The sequence below is a fragment of the Streptomyces sp. NPDC034099 genome, from assembly GCF_055575415.1.
This window is the reverse complement of the sequence record NZ_JBVISR010000006.1, coordinates 289,989-313,820: the sequence shown is the minus strand read 5'-3', so window position 1 is coordinate 313,820 and position 23,832 is coordinate 289,989. Positions and strand designations below refer to the sequence as shown.

Here is a 23,832-nt window from a genome sequence, read left to right as displayed (position 1 = left end):
CGCCGCATCAGGCGAGGGCGCGGTTGGAGGACGTCTTCGGGGTGGGGTCACCGGGACCCGGGGTGCGCCGGGCCAGCCACCAGTACAGCAGCGCGGGCACCACCAGCCCCACGATCCACGACACGTCCGCCCCGCCCAGCGGCGCCACCAGCGGACCGGTGTAGAAACCGGTTGCCAGGAACGGCAGTTGTGCCAGCAGACCCACCGCGTACACGGTCAGCGCGTCCCAGCGCCAGGCCCCGTACCGGCCGCTCGCGTCGAACAGCGCCGGGATGTCGTAGCGCTCCTTGGAGATCAGGTAGTAGTCGACCAGGTTGATCGCCGACCACGGGGTGAAGAAGGTCAGCAGGAAGAGCAGAAAGTCCTTGAACGAGGTGAGGAAGCTGTCCTTGCCGGCCAGCGCGACCACCGTCCCCGCCACCATGATCAGCGCGATGTACGCCGTCCGGCCCCGCTGCGAGAGCACCTGCCGCTCCCGGAAACCGGTGACGCCGGTGACCAGCGACATGAAGCCGCCGTAGGTGTTGAGGACGTTGACGGTCAGTTTGCCGAGCGCGATCACGAAGTAGAGGAACGACGCCATCACGCCCGTGCCGCCCAGCCCCACCACATAGCCCACCTGGCTGTCCAGGAACGCCTCGCCCGCCGTCGCCGCGACCAGCACCCCGAACGCCATCGACCACTGCGAACCGAGCGCCGATCCCGACAGCGTCCACCAGAACGTCGCCCGCGTGGACGTCGTGCGTGGCAGATAGCGGGAGTAGTCCGCCACGTACGGGCCGAACGCCAGCTGCCAGGAGGCCGACAGCGATATCGCCAGCAGGAACATCGGCAGCGAGAAGTGCGCGTCGCCGAGCAGCGCGCCGAGGTCGGCGCGCTCCAGCAGCCGGACGCCCAGGTAGACGAAGGCAAGGGCACAGACGACGCTCGCGATGCGGCCCAGGGCGTGGATGATCCGGTAGCCGACGGTCGCCATGACCCCGGTGACCAGCGCGAAGGCGATGATGCCGGTCGTCTCGTCGGTGTGCGTCAGCTCGCCGACCGCCTGCCCGGCCAGCACCGTGCCGCTGGCGAAGAAGCCGACGTACATGACCACCACGAGCAGCAGCGGTACGACCGCGCCGCGCACCCCGAACTGCGCCCGGGACTGGATCATCTGCGGCAGGCCCAGCTTCGGACCCTGCGCGGAGTGCAGGGCCATGACCGCGCCGCCGAGCAGGTTGCCCAGCAGCAGACCTGCCAGCGACCAGACGACGTCCCCGCCGAAGACCACCGCCAGGGCGCCCGTGACGACGGCCGTGATGTGCAGGTTGGCGCCCAGCCACAGCGTGAACTGGGAAAAGGCGCTGCCGTGCCGTTCGTCGTCGGGGACGACGTCGATCGAGCGCAACTCGACGAGTTGGGTCATGGGAGCCTCTTGTCCGGTGGTAACGGTCGACTTGCTGTATGAAAGTATGCGGCGCCAAGATGACTGAATAGGATGGGTGAATAGGTTGTCAATGCCTGCCCGACGATCCGGGGTGACGTGGTGTGGGTGACGGCGGACGAGGCGTGCCCCTCACCTCCCGGGACGGGCACCGGGAGGGGCAGATGTTGGGGGACGTGCATGAGCAAGCACGGCAGCCCGGCCGCGCGGCCGCAGGCCCTGTTCGAGGGACACGAGCCGGCCCCTGCCGGTCCTCGGACCGCGTGCCGTTCGTGAGGTCGTCGACGCCCTGACCTACGCCAAGGAGGCCGGGCTGACCGTCGTCAGCCTCGCCGACTCCGCGTTCGCGCCCGTCGCCCAGGTCTGCGACCTGCTCCCGCCCGCCGCCGCTGGCACCGGGCTCGCCTTCGACAGCGCCTGCGCACCGATGCCGCTCGGCCGGGTGCTGCCGGGGGCCATGTGCGACGACCGTCCCGACGCCCAGGCCCGCCTGGAGGAGTTCGACACCCAAGCGGCGGCGCGGGGGCTGTTTACAAACAAGGCCGGGGTCACGGGCAGTCGGCGCGTGAGGGGCGGGCAGGGCGGCAGGCCGTGACCAATGTGCTGGCCACCTACTGGCTGCGCGACGTCGGTTCGGTGCAGCAGCGCGAGACGGCGATCTGCGCCCGGCTGCGGGACCTCGGCGTCACCGAACGCCTGGTCGGCACTCGCACCGTGAAACGAATGGGACATCTGCTGGACGCCGACGGGCGACGCGTCGGATTCCGGCCGATCCGGCCGTGGTGAGACCGCCGGACCGATCCGGGGGGGGAGTCGGGCCCCAGCCGCGTGGCCTCTCCCTTCCGGCCCTGCGGAGGCGTGTTCGGCGACCGCACGGCGGAGCCCTTCCGTGACGTGCTCGCCGAGGCCTGCCGAAGGACGCGCTCTCCCCCGCGACGGGAGCAGGGGGCAAGACCCGCTGAAGGCCGGCCACCGCGGCGCGGATGCGCGGCCGCGCGGTTACCGGTTGACCGAACGCATCCCCGCCTCGTCGTACCGCTCCCCCGCCGCCTCCGGCAGCTCCTCGGCGATGCGAGCCAAGTCGTCCTCGGTCAGCTCGACCTCGACCGCTCCGGCGTTCTGCTCCAGGTAGGTGCGGCGTTTGGTGCCGGGGATGGGCACCAGGTGCTCGCCCTGGGCCAGTACCCAGGCGATCGCCAGCTGGGCGGGGGTCGCCTCCTTCTCGGCGGCGATCTCCTTCACCTTGGCCGCCAGGCGCAGGTTCGCCTCGAGATTGACGTCCTGGAAGCGCGGGTTCTGACGACGCCAGTCGTTCGCATCCAGCTCGTCCGGCGTGGTGAACCGCCCGGCGAGGAAGCCTCGCCCGAGCGGCGAGTACGGCACGAAGCCGATCCCCAGCTCCCGGCAGGCGGGCAGCACCTCGGCCTCCACGTCCCGCGACCACAACGAGTACTCGCTCTGCACGGCCGTGACCGGGTGCACCGTGTGAGCCCGCCGGATGGTCTCCGCGCTCGCCTCGCTCAGCCCGATGCACCGCACCTTGCCCTCGGTCACCAGCTCGCCCAGGGCGCCGACGGTCTCCTCGATGGGCACCTTGGGGTCGACCCGGTGCTGGTAGTACAAGTCGATGTGGTCGGTTCCCAGGCGCCGCAGGGAGCCGTGGACCGAGCTGCGCACGTGCTCGGCCGAACCGTCCTGCGGGCCGATGGTACTGGTGTCGCCGGGTACGGCATCGTCCATCCGGTTGTTGAACTTGGTCGCGATCACGTACTCGTCGCGGCGGCCCCGGATCGCCTCGCCGACCAGTGACTCGTTGGTGAGGGGACCGTACATCTGGGCCGTGTCGAGGAAGGTGATGCCCAGGTCGAGGGCGTGCCGGATGGTGGCGATGCCCTCGTCCTCGTCGGCGGAGCCGTAGAACGCGGACATGCCCATGCATCCCAGGCCGACGGCCGACACCTCCAGGTCCCTCAGACTGCGCTTCCGCATACGTGTCCAGCCCCTTCCCGCATGTTCATTCGTAGTCCCAGAGGCAGGAGTGCCACTCGTCCATCTAGCGACAGATGGCGCCTACCGGCATCTCGAGCCGGAGCAACGTGCCCGGCGCGTCCTACGGTCGCTGCTTCCCCGTCCTCCTCGGGCCGGCGCCCCGCGGTGACCGCGTCCAGGGGTCACTCCACGATCGTCCGTCTGCTCGGCTCGCCGGCCGGAGTGCCGGCCTGCGTACGCGACGCCCGCTTCGACATCGTCGAAGCCAACGCGCTCGGCAGCGCCCTGTACGCACCGCGGCGACCGCCACGTCGCCGCGCTCCGGGCCCGCGGCATCGGCGCCGTCGAATCCCTGGTCTCGTAGGACGATCGGGCGCCAGTCCCCCAGCCGCTGCGCTCTGCCCCCTACTCCTGGTACTGCGTCAGGTCGATAGCGAATACGGTCAGGTCGTCACCGTGAACCGGATGCTGTGCGGCGCCTTCCGCCCGCATGCCGAGCTTGTCGATCACAGAAGCTGAAGCACTGTCACCCGTCCGCAGGACCGCGATCACTCGTTCCAGACCGCGGTCCTGCAAGGCGAATTCCAGTGCGGCGTGGGCCGCTTCGGATGCGTATCCCTGTCCCCAGAAGACTCGCCCGAGCCGCCAGCTGATCTCGACCTGACCGGCTGCCTCCGTCGGCGCGTCGGCAACAGACAAACCCACGGCACCCACCAGTTCGCCCGAGCCCAGCAGCTCGACCGCGAACACCCCGAATCCCTCCTCGTCCCACTCCTCCTCCCATGCCTCGATGTCCCCGGCGGTCTGCTCCGCCGAGCGCGGCCTGCCGTCGCCGATGCTCCGCATCACGACGGGATCGGCGTGGATCTCGGACAACGGGACGAGGTCTTCCTCCAGCCATCGGCGCAGGACGAGACGAGGGGTGCGGATTTCGGTCATGCCCCCATCCTGCCGACGCGGCGGCGAAAGCGCGAACTGCGACGTCGCACGCCTGGCACGGCAGCGATGCGGCCGACGGCCCGACGTCCGCAGCGTGCAGGGGAGCCACGGCCGACTCCCACTCGATTCGGGGCGGCTGCGAACCGCTCCGCGTCACGGCACAGCTTCCGCCGCCACCGCTCCGGACCGCTTCCGTACCGGCGGGCCCGACGCGCACGGGTGAGTCCTGGCAACGACGGCTTCGCCGCACGCACGGCATGCACGGCCGGCCTGCGGGCGTGAGATGAGCCCCGACCGTGTGGAACCGGGCACTCAGGCCCACACGTCCCCCCGTGCGTGCTGATCACCCTGGGGATACTCTTCGCCGTCGCGCCCGCCGTCGTCTGGACGACGATCGCCCGTACCCGCCCCGTCGGCTTCGCGGTCGGCGGCACGCTGCTCGCCGGAGCCAGTCTGCTGATCAGCGTCCAGCGGGGCTGGATCGACGCCCCCGGACCCGACGCCCACCTCGTGTTCACGGCTCTCGCGCCCCTGCTCATAGCCTGCGGAGCGGGACTGGAAGGACGCCGCGAGAGCTCTCCTCCCCCGCAATGGACCTCCCGCCGCAACAGAGCGATCGGCTTCCTGGGGGCGCAGTTCGCCGTCACTCTCGTGATCGGCCTCCTGTACGCGCTGATGCTCGGCGAGGGCTCGGAAGCCCCGCCGTCCGAGGCCCTCCCCTCATTGCCGCCAGGCATCAACATGGTTGACGAGAGCACTAGTTGCGGTTCCGGCGGCTGCTGGCGCGCAGCGACGGTCACCAGCGAGGACGGCATGTCCCGCCCGGAGATCATCCGTGAACTGGACCTCCGGAAGGAGAGGTGCCGCTCCAGCGGCTGGCTGCTCGACTGGCGTGACGTGTGCGTCGGAGCCAGGGACAATGGCAAGAACATCACCATCTACGCCGGCTGGGGATACTGAGAGATCGTTCACTGGCCGGCCACGGTGCAGCCCTGAGCGCCAGGCCCGCCAGGCCCGTCCCGTGTGGCAGAGGGACACCCCTGCCGCTCTGCCAGTGGCAGAACATCGTCCGGACCGGGCTCGACGCTCATTACAGTCCAGTCTCATGACGAAGATCACGACGCGTACGGTCGAGTACCCGGCCGACGGTCTGACGATGAGCGCGCACCTCGCACTGCCGGCCGGCGCCGACCGCCGGCCCGCGGTGCTGCTCGGGCCGGAGGGCATGGGGCTCAGCGACGTCGAGCGCGGCCGGGCCGATGCTCTCGCCGAGCTGGGATATGTAGCGCTGGCCTTCGACCTTCACGGCGGGCGCTATCTGGGTGATCCCGAGGAGATGCTGGCCCGTTGCATGCCGCTGCTTGCCGACCCCGACCGGATGCGGGGCATCGGTCTTGCGGCGCTCGACGTGTTGCGCGCCGAACCACGGACCGATCCTGACCGGATCGCCGCCGTCGGCTACGGCACCGGGGGCGCCGTGGGGCTGGAACTCGGGCGCGCTGGCGTCAACCTGCGCGCGATCGGAACGGTCAACGCACTGACCACGGGCCGACCGGGCGAGGCGGCGCGCATTCGCTGCCCGGTGTGGGCCGGGGTCGGATCGGAAGACCCGATCATGCCGCCCGCGCAACGAAACGCGTTCACCGCTGAGTTGCAGGCCGCGGGCGTCGACTGGCGCCTGGTGGTCTATGGCGGTGCCTTGCACGCCTTCCACCACCCGCCGGTCGACCACCCCGTGGTCCCCGGTGTCGGCTACCACCCACGGCACGCGCGGCGAGCCTGGCGCGACGTCGTCGACCTGCTCGCCGAGTGCTTGTCGTGACGGGGGACCCGGGGGGTGTCCCCGTCACATCACGGAGCCTCCCGACAAGCGTTACGGATGGCCTTCCACAGCGCTGAGATCCGTTGTGAGACTTGGCAGATGATGCCGTGGACCCGGTCCTCCTCATCGCGGGTACAGGGCCGGCCGCTCCCCCACCCAGCCGCTCGCCGTCTCCGGCGTACAGCGGGCCCGCAACATCATCGTGGTCGCGGGCGGCGCCGACGGCAGCCCGGATGGCCCGCGACCATCGCACCGGCGCCAGCGGCCTCCCATTGTGCGTCACCGGCGTGCCGGATGGTCTCCGGGGGACGTTTGCGGCCGGAGGGAAGGCATGGTCAGGTGCCACCAGTCGGCCAGTCGGTCGTTGAGGACGGTCGTACCTTCAAGGGCCTCGGTGAGGGTGCACAGGCCGAAGAACGCGGGCACGAGAGCGCGGGCCGTGCGAGCGGGGCGGACGTGCTGGTTGACCTGCCCTGCCAGCCGGGCCTGTGCGAGCAGTCGCGTGGCGGCGGCGGTCCACAACGCGAAGGGGTCGGGTACGGGAGCTTTGATGACGGTGCGCTCGGCCCACAGACGAGCACCGGCACGCGTCATGGGATCCCGGGTGAGGGCGTGCGCGATGTCGTAGCTGAGAGCGACGAGCCGTTCGAGCGGGGGGAACGTCTCGTCTCCGTAGCGTGCGGCAAGCTGAGACCAGGTGGCGAACCGGTCCTCGACGACGGCGACGGCGATTCCCTCCTTGCCGGTGTAGTGGAAGTAGACCGCGCCGCTGGTCCGGCCCGACCTCGCGCTTATGTCATTGACGCTGGTGGCCGCGTATCCCTGTTCAGCGAACAGTTGGGCAGCCGCTTCAAGCAGTGATCTGCGGGTTGCCTTCGCCCGTTCCTGCAATGCCCCGTCCGCCCTCGCTCTGTTCTGATACCGGCCACGAATTTAGTGCGCCAGCGTACGCCTGGCGTTCAAAAGGGGCACTTTCGTGCACTGATTACATAGTTCTTTCGAATGCGAACGCCTGCGAGTGGTATTGGAAGCAAGGCGCTGCGGACCCGTCGCGCTGCGGCACGTGCGCCAACCGACGTACCCGGACACGGGGTTGAGGGGCTTGATGGCCGCGTCAGGGACGTCGCCGCCGCACAGCCATACGCCTGCATCCGGCGCACGTCGAGTCACCAAAAAGGGTTATTGCCTGATTTGCCTGGACGGAAATAACGTAGTGGACGCTATCTTTCCGTTTCCTGCGGATACGGAAATGCCACATACATGCGAAGGCATGGGAGACCTCAGTGACCCCCTCGGACCACGATCTGCTCGACTGGTCGCCCGAAGCCGTCGTCTTCGACTGCGACGGCACCCTGATGGACAGCGAACGCCACTGGCAGGAGGCTCGCAGCCAGGCGTTCCGGGAGCACGGACTCCAGCCACCGCCCGGGTTCGCCGAGCAGGCCCTGGGCCTGCACTACGAGGACTGCGGCCGGCTCATGGCGCAGTCCGTGCACAAGCCCGAACTGGCCGAGGATCTGACGGCCGCGCTTCTCGACCACTTCCTGGCACTCGTCACCGACGAACCCGTGACGATGCCAGGCGCGGTCCGGCTCGTACGGCTGCTCTCCGGCCGTTTGCCGCTGGCGGTGGCCAGCAACTGCCCGAGGGTCGTGGTCGAAGGGAGCCTGGCACGGGCCGGGCTGCTCGAGCACTTCCAGCACCTGGTCGTACCCGACACCGGGGACCGTGTGCGCCCCAAGCCGCACCCCGATGTGTACGCCGTGGCGGCCCGGCTCTGCGGTGTCCCCCCGCACCGGGCACTGGCGGTGGAGGACTCGCTGACCGGAGTGGAAGCGGCCCGACGGGCCGGCCTGCGGGTACTGGGCGTCGGCCCCCGGCCGAAGGATGACGGCAGCCCCCGGGCCGACGGGTGGCTCCCGACGTTGGACGCTCCCGAACTGCTGACCTGGGCCGACACGCTTGGCAGCCCGCCGTGCCCGTGATCGGACACCGGCCCCGTTCCGGCCCCGCAGTCCCTGCCGGCACGTCGTCCATGACGGCACAGTGCAGAGTGGCACCGGCAGCAGGGCAGCGCCCGCCCCTTCTGCCAGATGCGGGCGCTACCGCGGTTGCGGCTCGACGAGGCGGTCAGGCTTCGTGGATGTGGACGCCGTCGTCGGTGAGGGTGCCGTCGTGCTGTTCGTAGTGGGAGAGCGCGAGACCGAGGCCGAAGAAGGTGGGGGCCCATTCTCCGACGAAGAGGCCCCATCGGTCGGCGCGGTCGACGTTGACACCGGGTTCGACCTTGAGGCTGGTGGCCCAGGCGGCGACGGTCAGGCCGATGGAGGCGAAGGCGGCGAGATAGGCGTGCTCGCTCTTGACGCCCATGTCGTGCATCTTCTTGACGATCATTGGGTGGCTCCGTTCCGTGTGGGGATCCACGGGCCGGGGTGCCCTCGATACGCGCCCCTATTCTCCGGTTCTGTCATGTTTTGCCGCCCGCGATGTGACTGTGTCACTCGTAGGCGAATGCGCTCGGGCTGTCACAGAGGTCCGTCGCGCCCGAGGCCTTCCGGTTCGGCGCCATTTCGTTTGCCCAGGTCGCCGCCCCCATCCGCGTCATGTCGGCGACGGAGCCATCGCTCTCCACTCACGGGCACGGCCGGCGAGCACGCGGACGCCCACGAGAACCCCGGCGTCGGCGCGCCGGGGCCTGTCGGTCAGGTCGTGGCCGATCGACCCGCGCGGCTCATGCGGTGTGGATCTCCAAGGCGGTGCGCACGGCGGACTCCACGGCTCCCTCGATCCACGCCGGTTTGACGGACGTGTGGTCTCCGGCGAAGTGCAACGGCCCCTCGCGTTCGGGGATGGCGGGCAGCAGCTCCGTGTGCTGCCCGGGCAGGAGCACCGACGCCTCTCCGTAGGCATAGGGGTCGCGCAGCCAGCTCTGGGTGCGGCCCGCTCCGGTGTAGAAGACCTCGATGCGCTGACCGTAGACCTGCTGGAGGCCGCACAGGGCGTGGGGGTACCGGGCGTCGTCGTCCAGGGAGTCCCAGCGCAGAGCGTCGTCCGCCCAGCTGTAGGAGGCCAGGACCACACCGCCCGCGCTGCCCGTGACCGGATGGGACGGGTGGAACATGAACCGGTTGGCGTTGTCCGACAGCGAGCCGCCGCCCACGACGTCAACCGCGTCGGGCTGGTCGCGCGCGATCGAGCGGTTGGCGGCGTAATGGGTGCGCTGACCGGCCGTGATGTGCCCGCCGGGCACGGAGGGATGGGCGCCGAGCAGACTGCCGTCGGCGGCGGCGTGTCCCTTGCGGTAGTCGTCGTACAGGCCCGGGTCGACGGCACGCAACTCGCGTTTCCAGTCCGCCTCGTCGAACTCCCACCAGCGGCGGCTGAACTCCAGCAGGACCTTGGTCGCGCTGTCGTAGTGCAGTTCGCAGACCGCCCGGCGCTTGCCGTAGGACATGGGCGGGTCGATCTGCACGTGACGCAGTCCGGAGAACGGCACTGTCACCACGGCGACGTCAGCGGTGAACTGCTCGCGCACGACGGGTCCGTCGCGGCCCTCCGACACGGTGTCCACCCACACGTGCGGGCCCTTGCCGCGGACGTGCTCGGCGTCGGGAGCGGGGCGGTCGGGGTGGTGGTACTGGACGCGGGTGACGCGGCGGTCGAACCGCACCTCCTTGCGGACGCGTTCCAGCAGGGCGTCCGGCAGTACGGCCGTGCCGCCCTCCAACTCGTAGAAGGGCGTGTCGGGGCTGATGAGGGAGGAGCCGATGAAGCTGTGGATGAAGGACAGGGGGAGGCGGGACGTCAGATTCTCCAGGGTGCCGATCAGGTCGATGGTCCGCTCGTCCAGGCCGGCGTGCTCGGTCAGGAAGCGGAACATGGACCAGTCACCGAAGCGCTGCACCACGCGGGCCCAGCCCCGCAGTCGCTCGGGGAGCGGCTTGTCGACGCGCTTGCCGTCACGGCCGACGGAACTGAACTCGTCGCGCACCGGGTCCAGCGCGGAGCGCAGGATCGCGGCGGCGGGCGTGTCCCAGTGGGCCTTGGGGACGCCGAACGACCGGTTCACGCGCCGGGGCGCGCGGGCGTAGTCGGCGCGCCGCACGCGAATGCCGTTGACGTGGATCCAGGTGCGGTTGGCGGGACGTCCCTCGCCATCGACGTCGACGTAGTGGAAACGCCGCTTCTTCAGGCCGAACTGGTCGATCAGCTCCATCACCAGGGGATGGCTGCCCGGGATGCGCATCGCGCCCGCCTCGGCGTACTGGCGGGGATCGGCGAAGGGCTGCTCGGCGCGTTCGTGGCCACCGCTGCGGAAGGTCTTGATGCGTCCGCCCGCCCGGTTGCCGTTGGCCTCCAGCACGGTCACCCGGTGCCCTGCCCTCTTCAGCAGCCAGGCGGTCACGAGACCGGCCGGTCCGGCGCCGATGACCAGGACGTCCTTGGGCCGTGCCCGCCGCTGGGCCGGCAACCCCTTCTGCAGGACGCTCTGGTAACGCGGGACGAGGGGGCGGTCGTCGGAGTCCAGTACGAGGAGTGCGCGGGCGACGGCCAGGCACCGGTCGTAGTCGGCGCCGCGGCCGTCGCTCGGTGCGGCGGGTGCGGGCGAAGCCGTGGCGGTGCCGCCGGTCAGGGCCGTGGCCACCGTGGCCGTGCCGGCCACCGCCGCGAAGTTCCTGCGGGACATACCGCCCCCTGGACCCACCACTGCGTGGTCTTCAGTCATGGTCGTCTTTGTACCGGCGGCCCTGACCGCGCACCCGCCCTTCGCTCCGGCGTTGACTCGAAGGAGCTAAGCCCCGGCCGACCCTGACGTCACGACGGGGTCGCGGACGTGAAACGGGCCGGTGAACCCGAAGTGATGAACGCTGCGCGATCTTCGTCGGGCACGGTGCCGGATCGCCCACACTGCGACATGCGTATCCGCATACGTGCCCTCGGACGGGCCACGCGGCCACCCCGCCCACGCGGGCCGCCGTGGTCCTGCCGGGAGCGCGGGCGAGGGAGGGGGGAAGGTGGCAGAACGGCGCACCCCGTTCGGTGACAGAGTCCGCTATTGGTTCGACAGCACGCTGGCCAGAGGCGCCGCCGCTCTCATCGGCTGGATGGCGCTGCTGTGCCTGGCAGTCGTCGTCCCGGCCAGTTCGGTGCTGGTGTGGACCGACTCGGACGTCCCGGTGTCGCTGACGGACCGGCTGGCGGAGGTGTGGCGCCTCACCGGGGAGACCCTGCGGCTGGGCGGTGCGACGGGGACACCCCTGCGGGTGGTGATGTCGGTGCTGCTCGCACTGGTCACCTTGCTGTACGTCTCGACGCTCGTCGGCCTGATCACGACGGCGCTCACGGAGCGGCTCACCGCGTTGCGGCGGGGCCGGTCCACCGTTCTCGAACACGGCCACGCCGTGGTCCTGGGGTGGTCGGAGCAGGTCTTCACCGTGGTGAGCGAGCTGGTGGCCGCCAACGCCAACCAACGGCGTGCCGCGGTGGCGGTGCTGGCGGACCGGGACAAAACGCTGATGGAGGAGGCGCTGAGCACGAAGGTGGGCGCCACCGGCCGTACGCGGCTGATCTGCCGCAGTGGCCCCACCACCGACCCGGCCATGCTCCTCCTGACGAGCCCGGCCACGGCCGGTGTCGTGCTGATCCTGCCGCACGACCGGCCCGACGCCGATGCCGAGGTGGTCAAAACACTGCTGGCTCTCAGGACGGCCCTGGCCGGGGCGAGGAGCCGTCCACCCGTCATCGCCGCCGTCCGTGACGACCGGTACCGCCTGGCCGCGCGTCTCGCCGCCGGGCCGGGCGGCATCGTCCTGGAGAGTGACACCATCACCGCCCGGCTGATCGTCCAGGCCGCCCGCCGGCCCGGGCTGTCACTCGTTCACCAGGAACTGCTCGACTTCGCCGGCGACGAGTTCTACGTGATCACCGAACCGGGCTTGGCGGGCCGCCCGTTCGGTGAGGCGCTGCTGTCGTACCCGACGTCGAGTGTCGTCGGGTTGGTGCGCGGAGGCTCTCCCCTGCTCAACCCGCCGCCGGCGACGCCGATCGCTCCCGACGACCTCCTCGTCGTCATCTCCCGCGACGACGACACGGCCTGGCTGGACGACTGTGCGGAGTGGGTCGAGGAAGCCGCGATGGCGTCCGGCCCTCCGACGCCCGTGCGGACGGAGCGGGTCCTCCTGCTGGGGTGGAATCGCCGGGCACCGCTCATAGTCGACCAGCTGCGCCGCCGGGCCCGGCCGGGATCCGTCGTCGACGTGGTGGCGGATCCAGGTGAGACGACAGACCGGCAGGTGAACGAGGCGGACGCGGACAGCGGTACCGATCTGATTCTGACACTGCACCACGGGGACCTCGCCCGCCCCGAGACCCTGCGACGCCTGGACGTCCACTCCTACGACAGCGTGATCGTGCTCGGCCGGGATCCCGTCCCCGGGCAGTCGTCGGAGGACCCGGACAACCGCACGCTCGTCACCCTCCTGCTGCTGCGGCAGCTGGAGGAGGCCACCGGGCGCGAACTGCCCGTCGTCACCGAACTGATCGACGACCGGAACCGGGCGCTGGCCCCCATCGCGCCCGGGGCCGACGTGATCATCAGCGGCAAGCTCATCGGCCTGCTCATGGCCCAGATTTCCCAGAACCGACATTTGGCGGCGGTGTTCGAGGAACTGTTCTCGGCGGACGGCACGGGGGTCCGCATGCGCCCGGTCGCCGACTACGTACTGCCCGGACGTGAGACGTCCTTTGCCACAGTAGTGGCCGCGGCGCGTCGCCGCGGCGAGTGCGCCATCGGCTACCGAAGCCACGTCGACTCGTCGACGAGCCCCGGCCACGGCGTGCGGATCAATCCGCCGAAGGACGAGCGGCGCCGCTGGGCGGCCGAGGACGAAGTGGTGGTCATCGGCACGGACTGACGGACGGCTTCCGTCGACGTGAGTTCGGCGACCAGCGGGCCGAGCCCCCTCTGAGCACAGGCCCGCGCGCCCGCCCCTGGCCGACCATGTGGGCCTCGGAACGGCTGGCCCAGCCCCGGTGACCCGCCCGGGCCACCTCTCGCGCAGCCGTGCCGGGAAGGCACCCGCAGGTTCGCCGGCTTCGCCGACTGCGTCGAACGTGTATGGCGCTGACCTACCGCTGCCGTACGAGGAGTTGGCGGCGCTGTCCGACGCGTAGCAGATCGACCGTGTACAGCAATTCCACCGGTCGAGGACGCGGGCGCGTCGCCGCCCGAGGAAGCTCGCGTCTCCAGGTGGCAGCCGCAGCAGGTGGCCGCGGCTCCTGCCGCCCCGGGGGGCAGGACAGGGCGCTCGCCCGGTCAGCGCGGGCAGGCAGGAAGCCGCAGCCGCTGGAGGCTCGGCCGACGCACCCGCCCTTCCCACGCGCACACGCCGGACGGAGTCCTTCCGTCCACCACACGTGCGGGAGCAAGCCCCCGTGGCCGCGGCAACGCCAGGGCTCGCAGCCGCCTTCCGCAAGGGCCTCCAGGCCGGCGGGACCGCCGGTCCCCCTCCCGCCTCGACAGAGCGCTCCGCCCCCTGATCCGTCTTGCCGCGTTCCCGGTGGCCCGGTACATCCGCCGGCCCTTCCCCCTTCTGGAGCGATCCCTATGAGCACCCACCCCGCGATGAGCAACGTGACCGGTGGCACGTCCGCATCCGAGGCGACCGCAAGCGGACAGCGGGACAGCATGGTCTGGCTGCCGCCCGTTCGCCTCCGAGACGCCGGGCGTCACGCACGGTGTCCTTGGACGGGTGATCGAACGAGGCCAACGGGTCGGAGAATTCGACGACCGGCTCCCCGTCGACTGGCTCGTCGCCTCGACCATGGCGCTCGGGCACACAGCGACCAAGGAGCAGGACGCCGGCCGACTTCCCGATGCGGTGGCGCAGGATGTGCTGCGCGTCAGCCTGCTCCGCCTGCTCGGCGCCGCCGAACCAGCGGATGCCCTGAGCTAGCGCACCGTCCGCGTCCGATACGAATGCCGGGGACTACTGCGGTTGCTGTTGTCAGCAGCAGTCACAACCCTTGGCGCAGCCGCAGGTTGCCGCGGTATTCGCGGCAGAGGCGCGAGTGGTGGGCGCGCAGCATCCCTTCCCGTGCCAGGCGTCGCGGCCTTCCTTCACGGCGATCGCGGCGATGACGAGGGCGGCGATCGGGTCGGCCCAGGACCAGCCGAGCAGCAGATTGACCAGCAGGCCGACCAGGAGCACGGCGGAGAGGTAGGTGCACAGCAGGGTCTGCTTGGAGTCGGCGACCGCGGAGGCGGAGCCGAGCTCGCGGCCGGCCTTGCGTTGGGCTGCCGACAGGAAGGGCATGATCGCCAGCGAGAGAACGGCGAGGACGATGCCGGGGATCGAATGGTCAACCTCGCCGGTACCGGTCAGCGCGCGGACGGCATCGACGGTGACGTAGGCCGCGAGCGCGAAGAACGACACGGCGATGATCCGCAGGGTGCGCTGCTCGCGGGCTTCGCGGACGGCGGGGTCGCGGGCGGAGAACTGCCAGGCGACGGTTGCGGCGGAGGAGACCTCGATGACGGAGTCGAGCCCGAAGCCGATCAGGGCGGTCGAGGAGGCCACGGTGCCGGCGGTGATCGCGACCACGGCTTCGATGACGTTGTAAGCGATGGTCGCGGCGACGAGCAGGCGTATGCGCCGGGTGAGCGTGTCACGGCGGGCTGGGCCGGGGCTGAGGGATATGGCGGTCATTCAGCAGCAGCTCTTCGCGTCCGCGTCTGGGCAGGTCTTGTCTGCCTCGACGGCGACGACGGCTCTCCGCAGGTCGTCGAGCGCATGGCCGAGGCGTTCGTCGGCGAGTTCGTAGCGTGTGCGTCGGCCGTCGGGGACGGTGACGACCAGGCCGCAGTCGCGCAGGCAGGCCAGGTGGTTCGACAGCCGGGTGCGGGAGATGCCCAGGGAGTCGGCGAGGTCGGCCGGGTAGGCGGGGGCCTGGCGGAGGGCGAGCAGAATGCGGCAGCGGATGGGGTCGGCGAGGGCGCGGCCGAACCGCGCCAGCACCTCGATGTCAGCAGCGAGTGTCAGCACCCCTTGAGAGTACATCGAAGCCTGAATTCATGAGAACGTGGATTAAGCGCGGCTGGCCGGCCGAACGGGCCGTTGGCCCACGCAGCCGACTGGGCCCGCACCTACGTCGAAGCGGGAGCCGCGCTGTCCCGTCCAGAAGTCCGCCGGTCAGTGGCCCGGCCAGCGACGCCATTCCCATCGTGGCACCGAACAGTCCGAGAGCCCGTGGGCGCCGGGCAGCGGGGACGGCGACCTGGATGATCGACAGAACCTGCGGGACGACCAAGCCGCTGCCCGCGCCCTGGACCAGCCGGGCCGCAATGAGGAATACGGCATCGGGAGCACACGCGGCGGCTACTGAACCGGCTGTGAAGACGACGGTGCCCAGCACGAACAGCCGGTGGTAGCCGTACCGGTCGCCTAGGCGCGCGGCCGTGATGAGCAAGCAGGCGTAGGCCAGGGTGTACCCGGCCAGGATCTGCTGCACGGCACCTGAGTCGGCACCCAGGTCGGTCCGGATCGCCGGGGCGGCGATCTGCGCGACGGTGACGTTGAGCAACTGCACGAATGTCGCGCTCAGCACGACCGGCAGTACGAGCCGCCTGCCGTCGGCTTCGAGCCGTCCCCCGCTCAGACGACGGGGAACCCTTCATGGGCCGACGCCGGCTCAGGAGGCGAGGGCCGCGGCGAGTTCGCCCGGCCGGGCTGCGAACGGGCTGTGGCTGCCGGGCAGGGTATGCACGGTGAACGGGTTGCTGGGGAAGGCCTGGTCGGCTTCCGCGATCATCAGGTCCTGCGCGGCCGGTGCCAGCGCCCGGTCCTCGGCGCAGCGCAGGAAAGTTCGTGGAACTCGTCCCCACCGTGCCGCGGTCAGGGTGACCGGAGTCGTCGGGATCGCCAGGGGCAGGTCAGGGCTCAGCGAGGACCGCCACCGGTCAAAGCGGTCCAGGGGGGTGTCGTGGTAGTGGGTTTCCCGCAGATCGTCGACGTAGGCGGGATCCGGTGAGAGCGGATTGATCCGCACGGCGCCCAGGGCCTCGGGGTCGCCCAGGTTCAGGTTTCGGCCCAGCGCGGTGGCGTTCTCGGGTGAGCCCAGATAATCGAAGAACCGCGGCCGCCCGCCCGGGACGAACGCGGACAGGTAGACGATCCGGTCCACCAGTTCGGGTGCCCGCTCCGCCGCCAGGGACGCGGGACCGCCGCCCGCGCTGTGCGCGACAAGCACGACAGTGCGGTGGTGACGCACCTGGTGCAGGATGCTCAGTACTGCCTCGGCGCAGTCGTCCATCGTTATCGTGGCGAGCGGTGACTTCTCGGTCAGCAGGCCCGGCTGGCCGGGCAGCAGGTATCCGGTGGGCAGAGGCGCGTCGAAGCCGTGCCCCGGCAGGTCGACGGCAATGGTCGCAGCGCCCAGTCCGGCCAGCGCGCGCTGCGTCGCCGCCCACTGTCCGGAGCTGTGCCAGGCACCGTGCACGAACACGAAGACGGTGTCGGTCAGAGATACGTTCTCCATGGCTCCATTCCAGACAGGAACCACCGCGCCATCCATCTATAGATCTGGTAAGTGGCCTGGCCATATCTTTGAGGTATTGCCAATAGCCGATGAGATAGGGGGCGGGTCATGGAAGCGCGACACCTGCGGTACGCGGTTGCTCTCGCCGAGCACGAACACTTCGGCCGGGCGGCCGGCGAGCTGGGCATCGCGCAGCCGCCGCTGTCCAAGCAGATCGCCGATCTGGAGCGCGAGGTGGGGGCCCGGCTGTTCGACCGCACACGCCAGGGGGTCTTCCCGACCGCCGCCGGCGAGGCGTTCCTCGCGCGGGCGCGCCGGGCGCTCGACGAGATCGCGGCAGCCACGGTCGACGCGGGCCGGGCCGCGCGCGGCGAGACAGGACGTCTGCGGCTCGGCTTCATCGCCTCGTCACTGCTCGACCCGCTGCCGGGCGTCCTGAGCCGGTTCGGCCGTGAACGGCCCGACGTGAGACTGGAACTGCACGAGATGGCGACCAGCCGCAGCAGCCCAGCGCTCATCGCCGGAGAGCTGGACGTGGCCCTCACCCTCGGTCCCCCACGGGGTGCCGGAGCCGAGCGTCTCGTGTCCGTCCCGATCGGAAACGACCACGTGATCGCTGTGGTAAGTACGGCGCACCCGTACGCGGGTCAACAGTCGGTAAGCGCCGACCAGCTGCGGCGACAGCCGCTGATCGTGTCGGCCGGCGAGGACGAACCCGCTGTAGTCGCCGGACTGCGCACCCTTCTGGGCACGGACTCATCGGCTCTTGACGGCGCGACCGTGGCGAGGGACGTGCACACGATCATCGGCCTCGCCGCCTCCGGCGTGGGCGTCGGCCTGGGGCCGTCCCGCATGAGGATGGTCCCGCGTCCGGGAGTACGGTTCTGCGAAGTGACCCCACGCACACCCCTGCCCGATCTCGTCCTGTCCTTCGCGGCCCGCGATCACTCCCCGGTGCTGCGCGCCTTCCTCGACACGGTCCGGGAGAACTGCCCAGAAGTCGGTGCCGCACTCAACGACCGGCTCCGACCTCACACTTGATTCGGGCCGGTTCACCCCTTCCCATGGCCGACGGCTCATGCCAGGAGATCGACAATTGCTCCCCTTTCCGCTGCCTCGGCCTGCTGGAAGACCAGCCAGCTCAGGGCCAGGTCCTGCCAGGGCAGGCCGACGGGAGCGTAGCCGGTGAGTTCCCGGCTGTGGTTGCGGGAGAGGGCTTCACCCCGGATGACCTCTCCGAGGGAGGTGGCAGCCGTCGAGGAGGGCAATCCAGCGTTGGCGAGGACGCCGTGCGTTGCGACAAGTAGTGAATGCCCGCCGTGCGAAGGCGGCCGACCAATGCGTCCACGATGCGGCGTGCGTGGCCGCGGCCGCGGGCGGGGACGTCGGTCACGATCCCGTCGAGGTAGCCGCGGCGCCCGTCGGGCCAGCGCGAACTGGGCAGATGGTAGGTGATCCAGGCCATGCCGCAGAGGAGGAGAGGGTCACCGGGTTCGCCCCCGACGACCAGGCAGGCACAGTCGTCACGGTGGTTGATGCGCTCCTCGAACCAGCCGTGGGCGATGCGTCGCCACGGTGTGCCGGCCGGCCCGGGATCCATGCCCAGGCTCTCCAGCGCGACTGCGCGCAGCCGGATCAGTTCCGGTATGTCGGCCGTGACGGCCTAGCGAGGTTGCATGTTCCTGGCTCCTCCTGTTCGGCCGGTTTCAACGGTCCATGCTGAGCAGGACACGGCCGAAGGGCCGATCCTCGATCAGATGACGCTGCGCCTCGGCCGCCTGGTGCAGCGGCAGCACACGAGCGACAACGGGGTTGATGCGGCCCGCGTCCAGCCACTCCAGCAGAGTCACCCGGGAGGCCCGGGCAACGTCGGGTGGGGTCGTCGTGAACGTGTAGCCGCAGGCCGTGGCGTTCTTCCATATCAAGTCGGTGATGTTCACCGTTCCTTGGATGCCGCCGGCGTATCCGACGCCGACATAGATGCCTCCGTGTGCGAGGGAGGCCAGGCACTCACCGAGCAGTGGACCGGCGACGCCGTCGACCACGATGTCCACGCCCCGGCCGTCGGTGATGCGTGCGACACCGTCGGTCAGCGATTCGCGGGACAGGTCGATCACGTGCTGGTGACCGGCGGCGCGAGCCTGTTCCGCCTTGTCGGTGCGGCTCGCGGTGGTCACGACCAGGGACGCGCCGAGTTCGCGGGCCACCTCCACGGCACCCATGCCGACAGAGCCGCCGATGCCCGGTGCCAGGACGGTGCATCCGGCGCTCACTTCTGCCACCCGGGTCAGTACGAGGTAGGCGGTGCTGTATCCGGCACCGGCGAACAGAGCGCAGGCGGCCTCGTCGGTCACGCCGTCGGGGACCGGTATCAACTGGTCGGCGTTGGCGGTCAGTTGCTCGCGCCAGGTGCCGTCGGTGCGCCAGCCTAGCCCTCCGCCGCCGACCACCACGCGCGTGCCCTCCGTCAGGCCGGTTGCCCCGGGATCGGCGATCCGGCCCACTCCGCCGCCGCCGGGTACGAGAGGCGGCGCCCGGTGCAGCGAGGCGTCCATTCGGCCCGCTCTGATGGTGTTGTCGGCCGGGCTCACCTCGGCGTAGATGAAACGGGTCACCTGGCGCGGCCACGACGGACGCGATCGACGAGTCACCCTGTGAAGGCGGCCATCGCCAGATCCCGGCCGGGCACGAGTTGACCCTCCCCCTACGTCAGGCTTGAGGCTTGTGTCGACGAAAGGGCACGTGGATGAGCTACTCCGTGGGACAGATCGCGGCCATGGCCGGCGTGACGGTACGGACACTGCATCACTACGACAAGGCAGGACTGCTCTCACCCAGTGACCGCAGCCACGCCGGATACCGGCTCTACAGCGAGCCCGACCTGGTCCGGCTCCAGCAGATCCTCTTCTACCGCGAACTCGGCTTTCCCCTCGACGAGATCGCCGCGATCTTCAAGGACCCGCAGGCGAACGCCCTGGAGCGGCTCCGAGCCCGGCAGCGGCAGCTGAACGAGGAGATCGCCAGGCTGCAGCGGCTGGCCGAGGTGGCGGAACGGGCAATCGAAGTCCAGAAGACCGGGGTGCCCCTGACACCCGAAGAACGCTTCGAGGTCTTCGGCGAGGTCGCCTTCGACCTGAGCTACGCCACCGAGGCAGAGCTGAAGTGGGCGCACTCCGAAGGACAGCGCGAGGCGATGGCGCGCGCCGACGCCCACACCAAGGAGGACTGGCGCCGGCTCATGGGCGAAGCCGCCGCCTGGCGCGCGGAACTCCTCGCGGTGTTCGACGAAGGGGAGCCGGCCTGCAGCGACCGGGCGATGGACCTCGCAGAGGAACACCGCTTGCACATCGCACGCTGGTTCACCTCCTGCCCACCCGACATGCACCGGCGCATCGCGGACGACTTCGTCGCCGACCCGCGCGCCTTCGCACTGGTCGTACCTCCCTCACAGCAACGCCCGGGCCTGGCCGCCTACACCCGCAAGGCCGTCTACGCCAACGCCGCCCGCCACGCAGGCGACAGCACCGATGCCAAGGAGCCCCGATGAGAATCATGATCGCCGCAGCCGGATCACGCGGCGATGTCGCGCCCTACACCGGCCTGGGCGCCGAACTGCAACGAGCAGGCTGCGACGTCGCCCTCGCCGCCACCGACACCTTCGCCCCCCTCGCACACGACGCGGGCCTGGAATTCCGCAGTCTGCCCGCCGACACACGGGCGCACGGCGACGGCACGGGCAAACGCGACCTGATGCGGACCGCCGCAGCGTTCGTCAACGAACTGGGGCAGGGCTTCGCCGACGCGGTGGACAAAACCACGGACCTGCTCCTGCTGTCGACCACCACGGCCCCCCTCGGCTGGCACCTCACCGAGGCCACCGGCACACCCAGCCTCGGCGTGTACCTCCAGCCCACCACGCCGACCGGCGACTTCCCACCCGTCGTGACCGGCTCCCGCTCACTGGGCCGACTCGCCAACCGGGCAACCGGACGCTTCTCCCTGCGCATGGCCGACCGCATCTACGAACAGGCGGTCACAGAGCTGCGCCGACGTCTCGATCTCCCCCCGACCCCCCCTTCCGAAATGCGCCGACGACAGGAACGGGCGAACTGGCCCATCCTGCACGGCTTCAGCACGGCCCTGGTACCCCGCCCCACCGACTGGCGCCCCGGCCTGGACGTCGTAGGCAACTGGTGGCCCCACCACGATCCGGCCGAACGGCTGCCCTCCGTGCTCGAGGACTTCCTGTCAGCCGGACCCCGGCCCGTCCTGATCGGCTTCGGGAGCATGGCATCCGGTGACGGAGAACGACTGAGCGAAATCGCCGTGCGAGCCCTGCGCCGCGCCGGGCTGCGCGGCATCCTCCAAGCCGGCAGCGCCGGGCTCAGCGCCGACGGGGACGACGTGCTGACCATCGGGGACGTACCACACGCCCTGCTGTTCCCACGGTTGGCCGCCGTGGTCCACCACGGCGGGGCCGGCACCTCCGCCGCCGCGCTACGCGCCGGAGTACCCGCCGTCACCGTGCCGGTCACCGCGGACCAGCCGTTCTGGGCAAGCCGACTCGCCACCCTCGGCGCCGCCACAGCCCCGATCCCCTTCCGGTCCCTCACCGTCGAACGACTCGCCGACTCCCTTCACCAAGTGGTGAAGCAGCAGACACACAGTCGAGCCGCCGCACGAGCGGCACAACACATGGCAACCGAAAACGGAGCACAGAAGACACTCGGGGCCATCCAGCAACTGACCGGTCAGTAGAGTTGGCAAAGGGTTAGCAAGTGTCCCGCCACAGCCACCCACAGATGGACAGACCCTCGACGGGCACGGCACAGCGCAGCGGGCTCACGGCGGACCCAGCCGCATAGTGCGCGCGAGGATCCTGCAAGGGATGAGGAAAGACGACCGACCGACTGACCGTCACCGGCTGGTCAGTCGTTCTCCCAGGTCAGCGAACCCTTCCGCGCGGCTTCAGCGGCACCGGAGGCAGTTCGGGGGCGGGCAGCGGGGCGCCGTCGTAGCCCTTCACCGTTCCGAATCTTGCCCCTTCCACCCAGTCCCGCCGCGCCTGTACGATCTCCTCCTGCGACCGTCCGATCCAGTTCCAGAACATGATCAGCTCCTCCTCGAACGGCTCGCCGCCCAGGAGCATCAGGCCCGCGTCCGAGTCGGCGCGCAGGGGCAACTCGTCGCGGCCGCAGCCGAGGTAGAGCATCGAGCCCGGCACCAGGGGCACGCCGTCGACGTGGGCCTCGCCGCTCATGGCCAGGACGGCGTACTCGAAGTCCCGTTCCAGCGGCAGGCGTACCTCCGTGCCGCCGGTGAGGGTCAGGTCGGCGCCGACGAGAGGCGTGTACGTGGTGCCGGGCGAGGTGGCGGTGTCGAGGGTGCCGAGGAGCACGGTGGCCGACAGGCCCGGGGCCGTGACCCGGGGCAGCTCGGCGTGGAACTCGAAGCGGGGGTCGGTGTGGCGGTGGGCGTCCGGGAGGGCCACCCACAGCTGCGCGCCGTGCAGGAGGCGGGCGTGCGGGCGCGGGCTCTCCTCCGAGTGGCTGATCGCGCGGCCGGAGGTCATCAGGCCCAGCTGGCGCGGGCGGATGGTCTGCAGGCTGCCGGTGGAGTCGCGGTGCAGCACCTCGCCCTCGTGCAGCCAGCTCACCGTCTGCAGGCCCATGTGGGGGTGCGGCGGCACCTGCATGCCGGGCTCGTCGGCGATGTCGTCGGGGCCGTAGTGGTCGACGAAGCACCAGGCGCCGACCATCCGCCGGCCCAGGTTGGGCAGCAGTCGGCGGACCTCGGTGGACTCGCCGAGCTTGACGTGCCGAGGGCTGAGAAGCTCCCGTACGGGCTCCGTCACCACGAAGCCGCGGCCGCCGCAGAGACTGGGTACGGCCTCGCGATCAAGGTTGCTCATGCCGCCCAACCTAGACCCGGCGGGCCCTTCGCGTCAGACGGACCGCGGGCCGTCACCGTGGCGGGGGACGGCGCCTCCACGCGCACCTCCATCAGTAGTGGAATGTTCAAGCGTGTGCCGTGGTTGGAGGGGCCGAAGGAGGTCGCAGTGGACATGACGTACTACGACCACGGAACGCCGGCGGAGCGCTGGGAGCGTGCGCGGATGTTCTTCGACGCCAAGGACTACGCCGCCGCGGCACGCGTCCTGGACGCACTGGTCGCGGAGGTGCCCGAGCAGACCGGCCCGCGGCTGTTGCTGGCGCGTTCCTACTACCACTCGGCCCAGCTGCGGCGGGCGGAGGCCGAGCTGCGGAACGTCGTCGAGCGCGATCCCGTCGAGCACTACGCCCGGCTGATGCTGGGCCGCACCCTGGAACGGCAGGGGCGGCAGGAGGAGGCCGACGCCCAGCTGCGCATCGCCTCGGCCCTCACGGGCGACTTCGCCGACCTCTGAGCGCGAACTCCGTGCGTGGCATCCTGGCGCGATGGGAACCGCGATGGGAACTCCGAGTGATCGTGCCCCGCTTGCCGAGCGGATCGAGGAACTGCTCGCCGTCGGCGGCCCGTTGCCGATCGTCGCGGCCGGGGACCCGGTGCTGCGGCGCGCGGCCGAGCCGTACGACGGGCAGTTGGCGCCCGTGCTCTTCGAGCGGTTCGTCGAGGCGCTGCGGCTGACCATGCACGCGGCGCCGGGCGTCGGGCTGGCCGCGCCGCAGGTCGGGGTGGGGCTGAGGGTCGCGGTGATCGAGGACCCGGCGCCGGTGCCGGACGAGGTGCGGGTGGCGCGGGGGCGGGTGCCGCAGCCGTTCCAGGTGCTGGTCAACCCCTCGTACGAACCGGTGGGCGCCCGGCGGGCCGCGTTCTTCGAGGGCTGTCTGAGCGTGCCGGGCTGGCAGGCGGTGGTGGCGCGCCCTGCCGAGGTGCGGCTGCGGGCGCAAGACGAGCACGGGCGGGCCGTGGACGAGGTGTTCGCGGGCTGGCCGGCCCGGATCGTGCAGCACGAGACGGATCACCTCGACGGCACCTTGTATCTGGACCGGGCCGAGCCGCGCTCGCTGGCCTCGAACGCGGCGATGGCGGACCTCTGGTCCCAGCCGACGCCGGAGCGGGCGGCGTCGGCGCTGGGCTTCGAGCTGCCGGACCCGGCGGCCTGACCGGCCCGCCGGGT

25 protein-coding genes and 2 pseudogenes are annotated in these 23,832 nt (G+C 70.5%); 13 read left to right on the top strand and 14 right to left on the bottom strand.

Features of this window, described 5'->3' with window-relative positions; genetic code table 11:
• Positions 1–7: 7 nt before the first annotated feature.
• On the bottom strand, positions 8–1,408 hold the full coding sequence (locus tag ACZ56V_RS19975; RefSeq protein WP_398918476.1) for a purine-cytosine permease family protein: 1,401 nt from the start codon (positions 1,406–1,408) through the stop codon (positions 8–10).
• Positions 1,409–1,685: 277 nt separating this feature from the next.
• On the opposite strand from ACZ56V_RS19975, the pseudogene ACZ56V_RS19970 reads away from it, so the two are divergent.
• Both ACZ56V_RS19970 and ACZ56V_RS19965 read left to right on the top strand, forming a co-directional pair.
• Positions 1,686–2,021 (top strand): annotated as a pseudogene (locus ACZ56V_RS19970) (hypothetical protein); the annotation flags it as partial.
• Positions 2,018–2,212: a hypothetical protein gene (locus tag ACZ56V_RS19965; protein ID WP_467382200.1), complete on the top strand. Its 195-nt coding sequence runs from the start codon at positions 2,018–2,020 to the stop codon at positions 2,210–2,212. The pseudogene ACZ56V_RS19970 and the gene ACZ56V_RS19965, both read left to right, overlap by 4 nt.
• A gap of 213 nt (positions 2,213–2,425) precedes the next feature.
• On the opposite strand, the gene ACZ56V_RS19960 is transcribed toward ACZ56V_RS19965, so the two are convergent.
• Positions 2,426–3,415 (bottom strand): aldo/keto reductase, encoded by a 990-nt coding sequence (locus tag ACZ56V_RS19960; RefSeq protein WP_398918480.1) that lies wholly within the window; start codon positions 3,413–3,415, stop codon positions 2,426–2,428.
• A 21-nt stretch (positions 3,416–3,436) separates the two neighbouring features.
• Here ACZ56V_RS19960 and ACZ56V_RS19955 point away from each other — a divergent pair, with 21 nt between their 5' ends.
• Positions 3,437–3,934, top strand: coding sequence for an MmyB family transcriptional regulator (locus tag ACZ56V_RS19955; RefSeq protein WP_468943895.1), 498 nt, complete (start codon positions 3,437–3,439; stop codon positions 3,932–3,934).
• On the opposite strand, the gene ACZ56V_RS19950 is transcribed toward ACZ56V_RS19955, so the two are convergent.
• The gene (locus ACZ56V_RS19950) at positions 3,821–4,354 is read right to left on the bottom strand and encodes a GNAT family N-acetyltransferase (protein ID WP_398918482.1); all 534 of its coding nucleotides are present in this window, start codon (positions 4,352–4,354) and stop codon (positions 3,821–3,823) included. The genes ACZ56V_RS19955 and ACZ56V_RS19950 overlap by 114 nt on opposite strands.
• A 336-nt stretch (positions 4,355–4,690) precedes the next feature.
• Here ACZ56V_RS19950 and ACZ56V_RS19945 point away from each other — a divergent pair, with 336 nt between their 5' ends.
• Positions 4,691–5,314: a hypothetical protein gene (locus ACZ56V_RS19945; protein WP_398918484.1), complete on the top strand. Its 624-nt coding sequence runs from the start codon at positions 4,691–4,693 to the stop codon at positions 5,312–5,314.
• Between the two features lie 145 nt (positions 5,315–5,459).
• A complete protein-coding gene (locus ACZ56V_RS19940; RefSeq protein ID WP_398918486.1) occupies positions 5,460–6,176 on the top strand; it encodes a dienelactone hydrolase family protein in 717 nt (238 codons plus the stop codon).
• Between the two features lie 279 nt (positions 6,177–6,455).
• On the opposite strand, the gene ACZ56V_RS19935 is transcribed toward ACZ56V_RS19940, so the two are convergent.
• Positions 6,456–7,067, bottom strand: a complete 612-nt coding sequence (locus tag ACZ56V_RS19935; protein ID WP_467382195.1) for a ScbR family autoregulator-binding transcription factor — start codon at positions 7,065–7,067, stop codon at positions 6,456–6,458.
• Between the two features lie 392 nt (positions 7,068–7,459).
• Here ACZ56V_RS19935 and ACZ56V_RS19930 point away from each other — a divergent pair, with 392 nt between their 5' ends.
• Positions 7,460–8,161 (top strand): HAD family hydrolase, encoded by a 702-nt coding sequence (locus ACZ56V_RS19930; protein ID WP_398918490.1) that lies wholly within the window; start codon positions 7,460–7,462, stop codon positions 8,159–8,161.
• A 145-nt stretch (positions 8,162–8,306) separates the two neighbouring features.
• Here ACZ56V_RS19930 and ACZ56V_RS19925 read toward each other — a convergent pair whose 3' ends face one another.
• Positions 8,307–8,570, bottom strand: a complete 264-nt coding sequence (locus tag ACZ56V_RS19925; RefSeq protein ID WP_398918491.1) for a hypothetical protein — start codon at positions 8,568–8,570, stop codon at positions 8,307–8,309.
• A 337-nt stretch (positions 8,571–8,907) separates the two neighbouring features.
• Positions 8,908–10,902 (bottom strand): flavin monoamine oxidase family protein, encoded by a 1,995-nt coding sequence (locus tag ACZ56V_RS19920; RefSeq protein WP_468943888.1) that lies wholly within the window; start codon positions 10,900–10,902, stop codon positions 8,908–8,910.
• Positions 10,903–11,191: 289 nt separating this feature from the next.
• Between ACZ56V_RS19920 and ACZ56V_RS19915 the strand changes: the two genes are divergently transcribed.
• Positions 11,192–13,090 (top strand): CASTOR/POLLUX-related putative ion channel, encoded by a 1,899-nt coding sequence (locus tag ACZ56V_RS19915; protein WP_468943885.1) that lies wholly within the window; start codon positions 11,192–11,194, stop codon positions 13,088–13,090.
• 837 nt (positions 13,091–13,927) lie between these two features.
• Positions 13,928–14,131 carry a hypothetical protein gene (locus tag ACZ56V_RS19910; protein ID WP_468943882.1) on the top strand — a complete coding sequence of 68 codons (204 nt, stop codon included), beginning with the start codon at positions 13,928–13,930 and terminating at the stop codon, positions 14,129–14,131.
• Between the two features lie 51 nt (positions 14,132–14,182).
• Here the strand turns inward: ACZ56V_RS19910 and ACZ56V_RS19905 are convergent, their stop codons facing one another.
• The 4 genes from ACZ56V_RS19905 to ACZ56V_RS19890 all read right to left on the bottom strand — a co-directional run bounded on the left by ACZ56V_RS19905 (position 14,183) and on the right by ACZ56V_RS19890 (position 16,712).
• Entirely contained in the window at positions 14,183–14,884 is a 702-nt protein-coding gene (locus ACZ56V_RS19905; protein WP_468943879.1) for a cation efflux transmembrane domain-containing protein, read from the bottom strand.
• Positions 14,885–15,220 (bottom strand): ArsR/SmtB family transcription factor, encoded by a 336-nt coding sequence (locus tag ACZ56V_RS19900; protein WP_468943876.1) that lies wholly within the window; start codon positions 15,218–15,220, stop codon positions 14,885–14,887.
• Positions 15,201–15,782, bottom strand: a complete 582-nt coding sequence (locus tag ACZ56V_RS19895; protein ID WP_468943873.1) for an MFS transporter — start codon at positions 15,780–15,782, stop codon at positions 15,201–15,203. The genes ACZ56V_RS19900 and ACZ56V_RS19895 overlap by 20 nt, the downstream gene beginning before the upstream one ends.
• An 84-nt stretch (positions 15,783–15,866) precedes the next feature.
• Positions 15,867–16,712, bottom strand: a complete 846-nt coding sequence (locus tag ACZ56V_RS19890) for an alpha/beta fold hydrolase (protein ID WP_468943870.1) — start codon at positions 16,710–16,712, stop codon at positions 15,867–15,869.
• 108 nt (positions 16,713–16,820) lie between these two features.
• Between ACZ56V_RS19890 and ACZ56V_RS19885 the strand changes: the two genes are divergently transcribed.
• Positions 16,821–17,753: a LysR family transcriptional regulator gene (locus ACZ56V_RS19885; protein ID WP_468943867.1), complete on the top strand. Its 933-nt coding sequence runs from the start codon at positions 16,821–16,823 to the stop codon at positions 17,751–17,753.
• Between the two features lie 35 nt (positions 17,754–17,788).
• Here the strand turns inward: ACZ56V_RS19885 and ACZ56V_RS19880 are convergent, their stop codons facing one another.
• The 3 genes and pseudogenes from ACZ56V_RS19880 to ACZ56V_RS19870 all read right to left on the bottom strand — a co-directional run bounded on the left by ACZ56V_RS19880 (position 17,789) and on the right by ACZ56V_RS19870 (position 19,327).
• Positions 17,789–17,980 (bottom strand): hypothetical protein, encoded by a 192-nt coding sequence (locus ACZ56V_RS19880; RefSeq protein WP_467382184.1) that lies wholly within the window; start codon positions 17,978–17,980, stop codon positions 17,789–17,791.
• Between the two features lie 89 nt (positions 17,981–18,069).
• A pseudogene (locus tag ACZ56V_RS19875) lies at positions 18,070–18,312 on the bottom strand (hypothetical protein); the annotation flags it as partial.
• Between the two features lie 106 nt (positions 18,313–18,418).
• Positions 18,419–19,327 (bottom strand): quinone oxidoreductase family protein, encoded by a 909-nt coding sequence (locus ACZ56V_RS19870; protein ID WP_468943863.1) that lies wholly within the window; start codon positions 19,325–19,327, stop codon positions 18,419–18,421.
• 131 nt (positions 19,328–19,458) lie between these two features.
• Between ACZ56V_RS19870 and ACZ56V_RS19865 the strand changes: the two genes are divergently transcribed.
• Both ACZ56V_RS19865 and ACZ56V_RS19860 read left to right on the top strand, forming a co-directional pair.
• A complete protein-coding gene (locus ACZ56V_RS19865; RefSeq protein ID WP_467382178.1) occupies positions 19,459–20,259 on the top strand; it encodes a MerR family transcriptional regulator in 801 nt (266 codons plus the stop codon).
• On the top strand, positions 20,256–21,470 hold the full coding sequence (locus ACZ56V_RS19860; protein WP_468943860.1) for a glycosyltransferase: 1,215 nt from the start codon (positions 20,256–20,258) through the stop codon (positions 21,468–21,470). The genes ACZ56V_RS19865 and ACZ56V_RS19860 overlap by 4 nt, the downstream gene beginning before the upstream one ends.
• A 187-nt stretch (positions 21,471–21,657) precedes the next feature.
• Here the strand turns inward: ACZ56V_RS19860 and ACZ56V_RS19855 are convergent, their stop codons facing one another.
• The gene (locus ACZ56V_RS19855; protein WP_468943857.1) at positions 21,658–22,623 is read right to left on the bottom strand and encodes a pirin family protein; all 966 of its coding nucleotides are present in this window, start codon (positions 22,621–22,623) and stop codon (positions 21,658–21,660) included.
• A gap of 147 nt (positions 22,624–22,770) precedes the next feature.
• On the opposite strand from ACZ56V_RS19855, the gene ACZ56V_RS19850 reads away from it, so the two are divergent.
• Both ACZ56V_RS19850 and ACZ56V_RS19845 read left to right on the top strand, forming a co-directional pair.
• Positions 22,771–23,118 (top strand): tetratricopeptide repeat protein, encoded by a 348-nt coding sequence (locus ACZ56V_RS19850; protein WP_468943854.1) that lies wholly within the window; start codon positions 22,771–22,773, stop codon positions 23,116–23,118.
• A gap of 43 nt (positions 23,119–23,161) precedes the next feature.
• The gene (locus ACZ56V_RS19845; RefSeq protein WP_468944113.1) at positions 23,162–23,818 is read left to right on the top strand and encodes a peptide deformylase; all 657 of its coding nucleotides are present in this window, start codon (positions 23,162–23,164) and stop codon (positions 23,816–23,818) included.
• Positions 23,819–23,832: the final 14 nt, after the last annotated feature.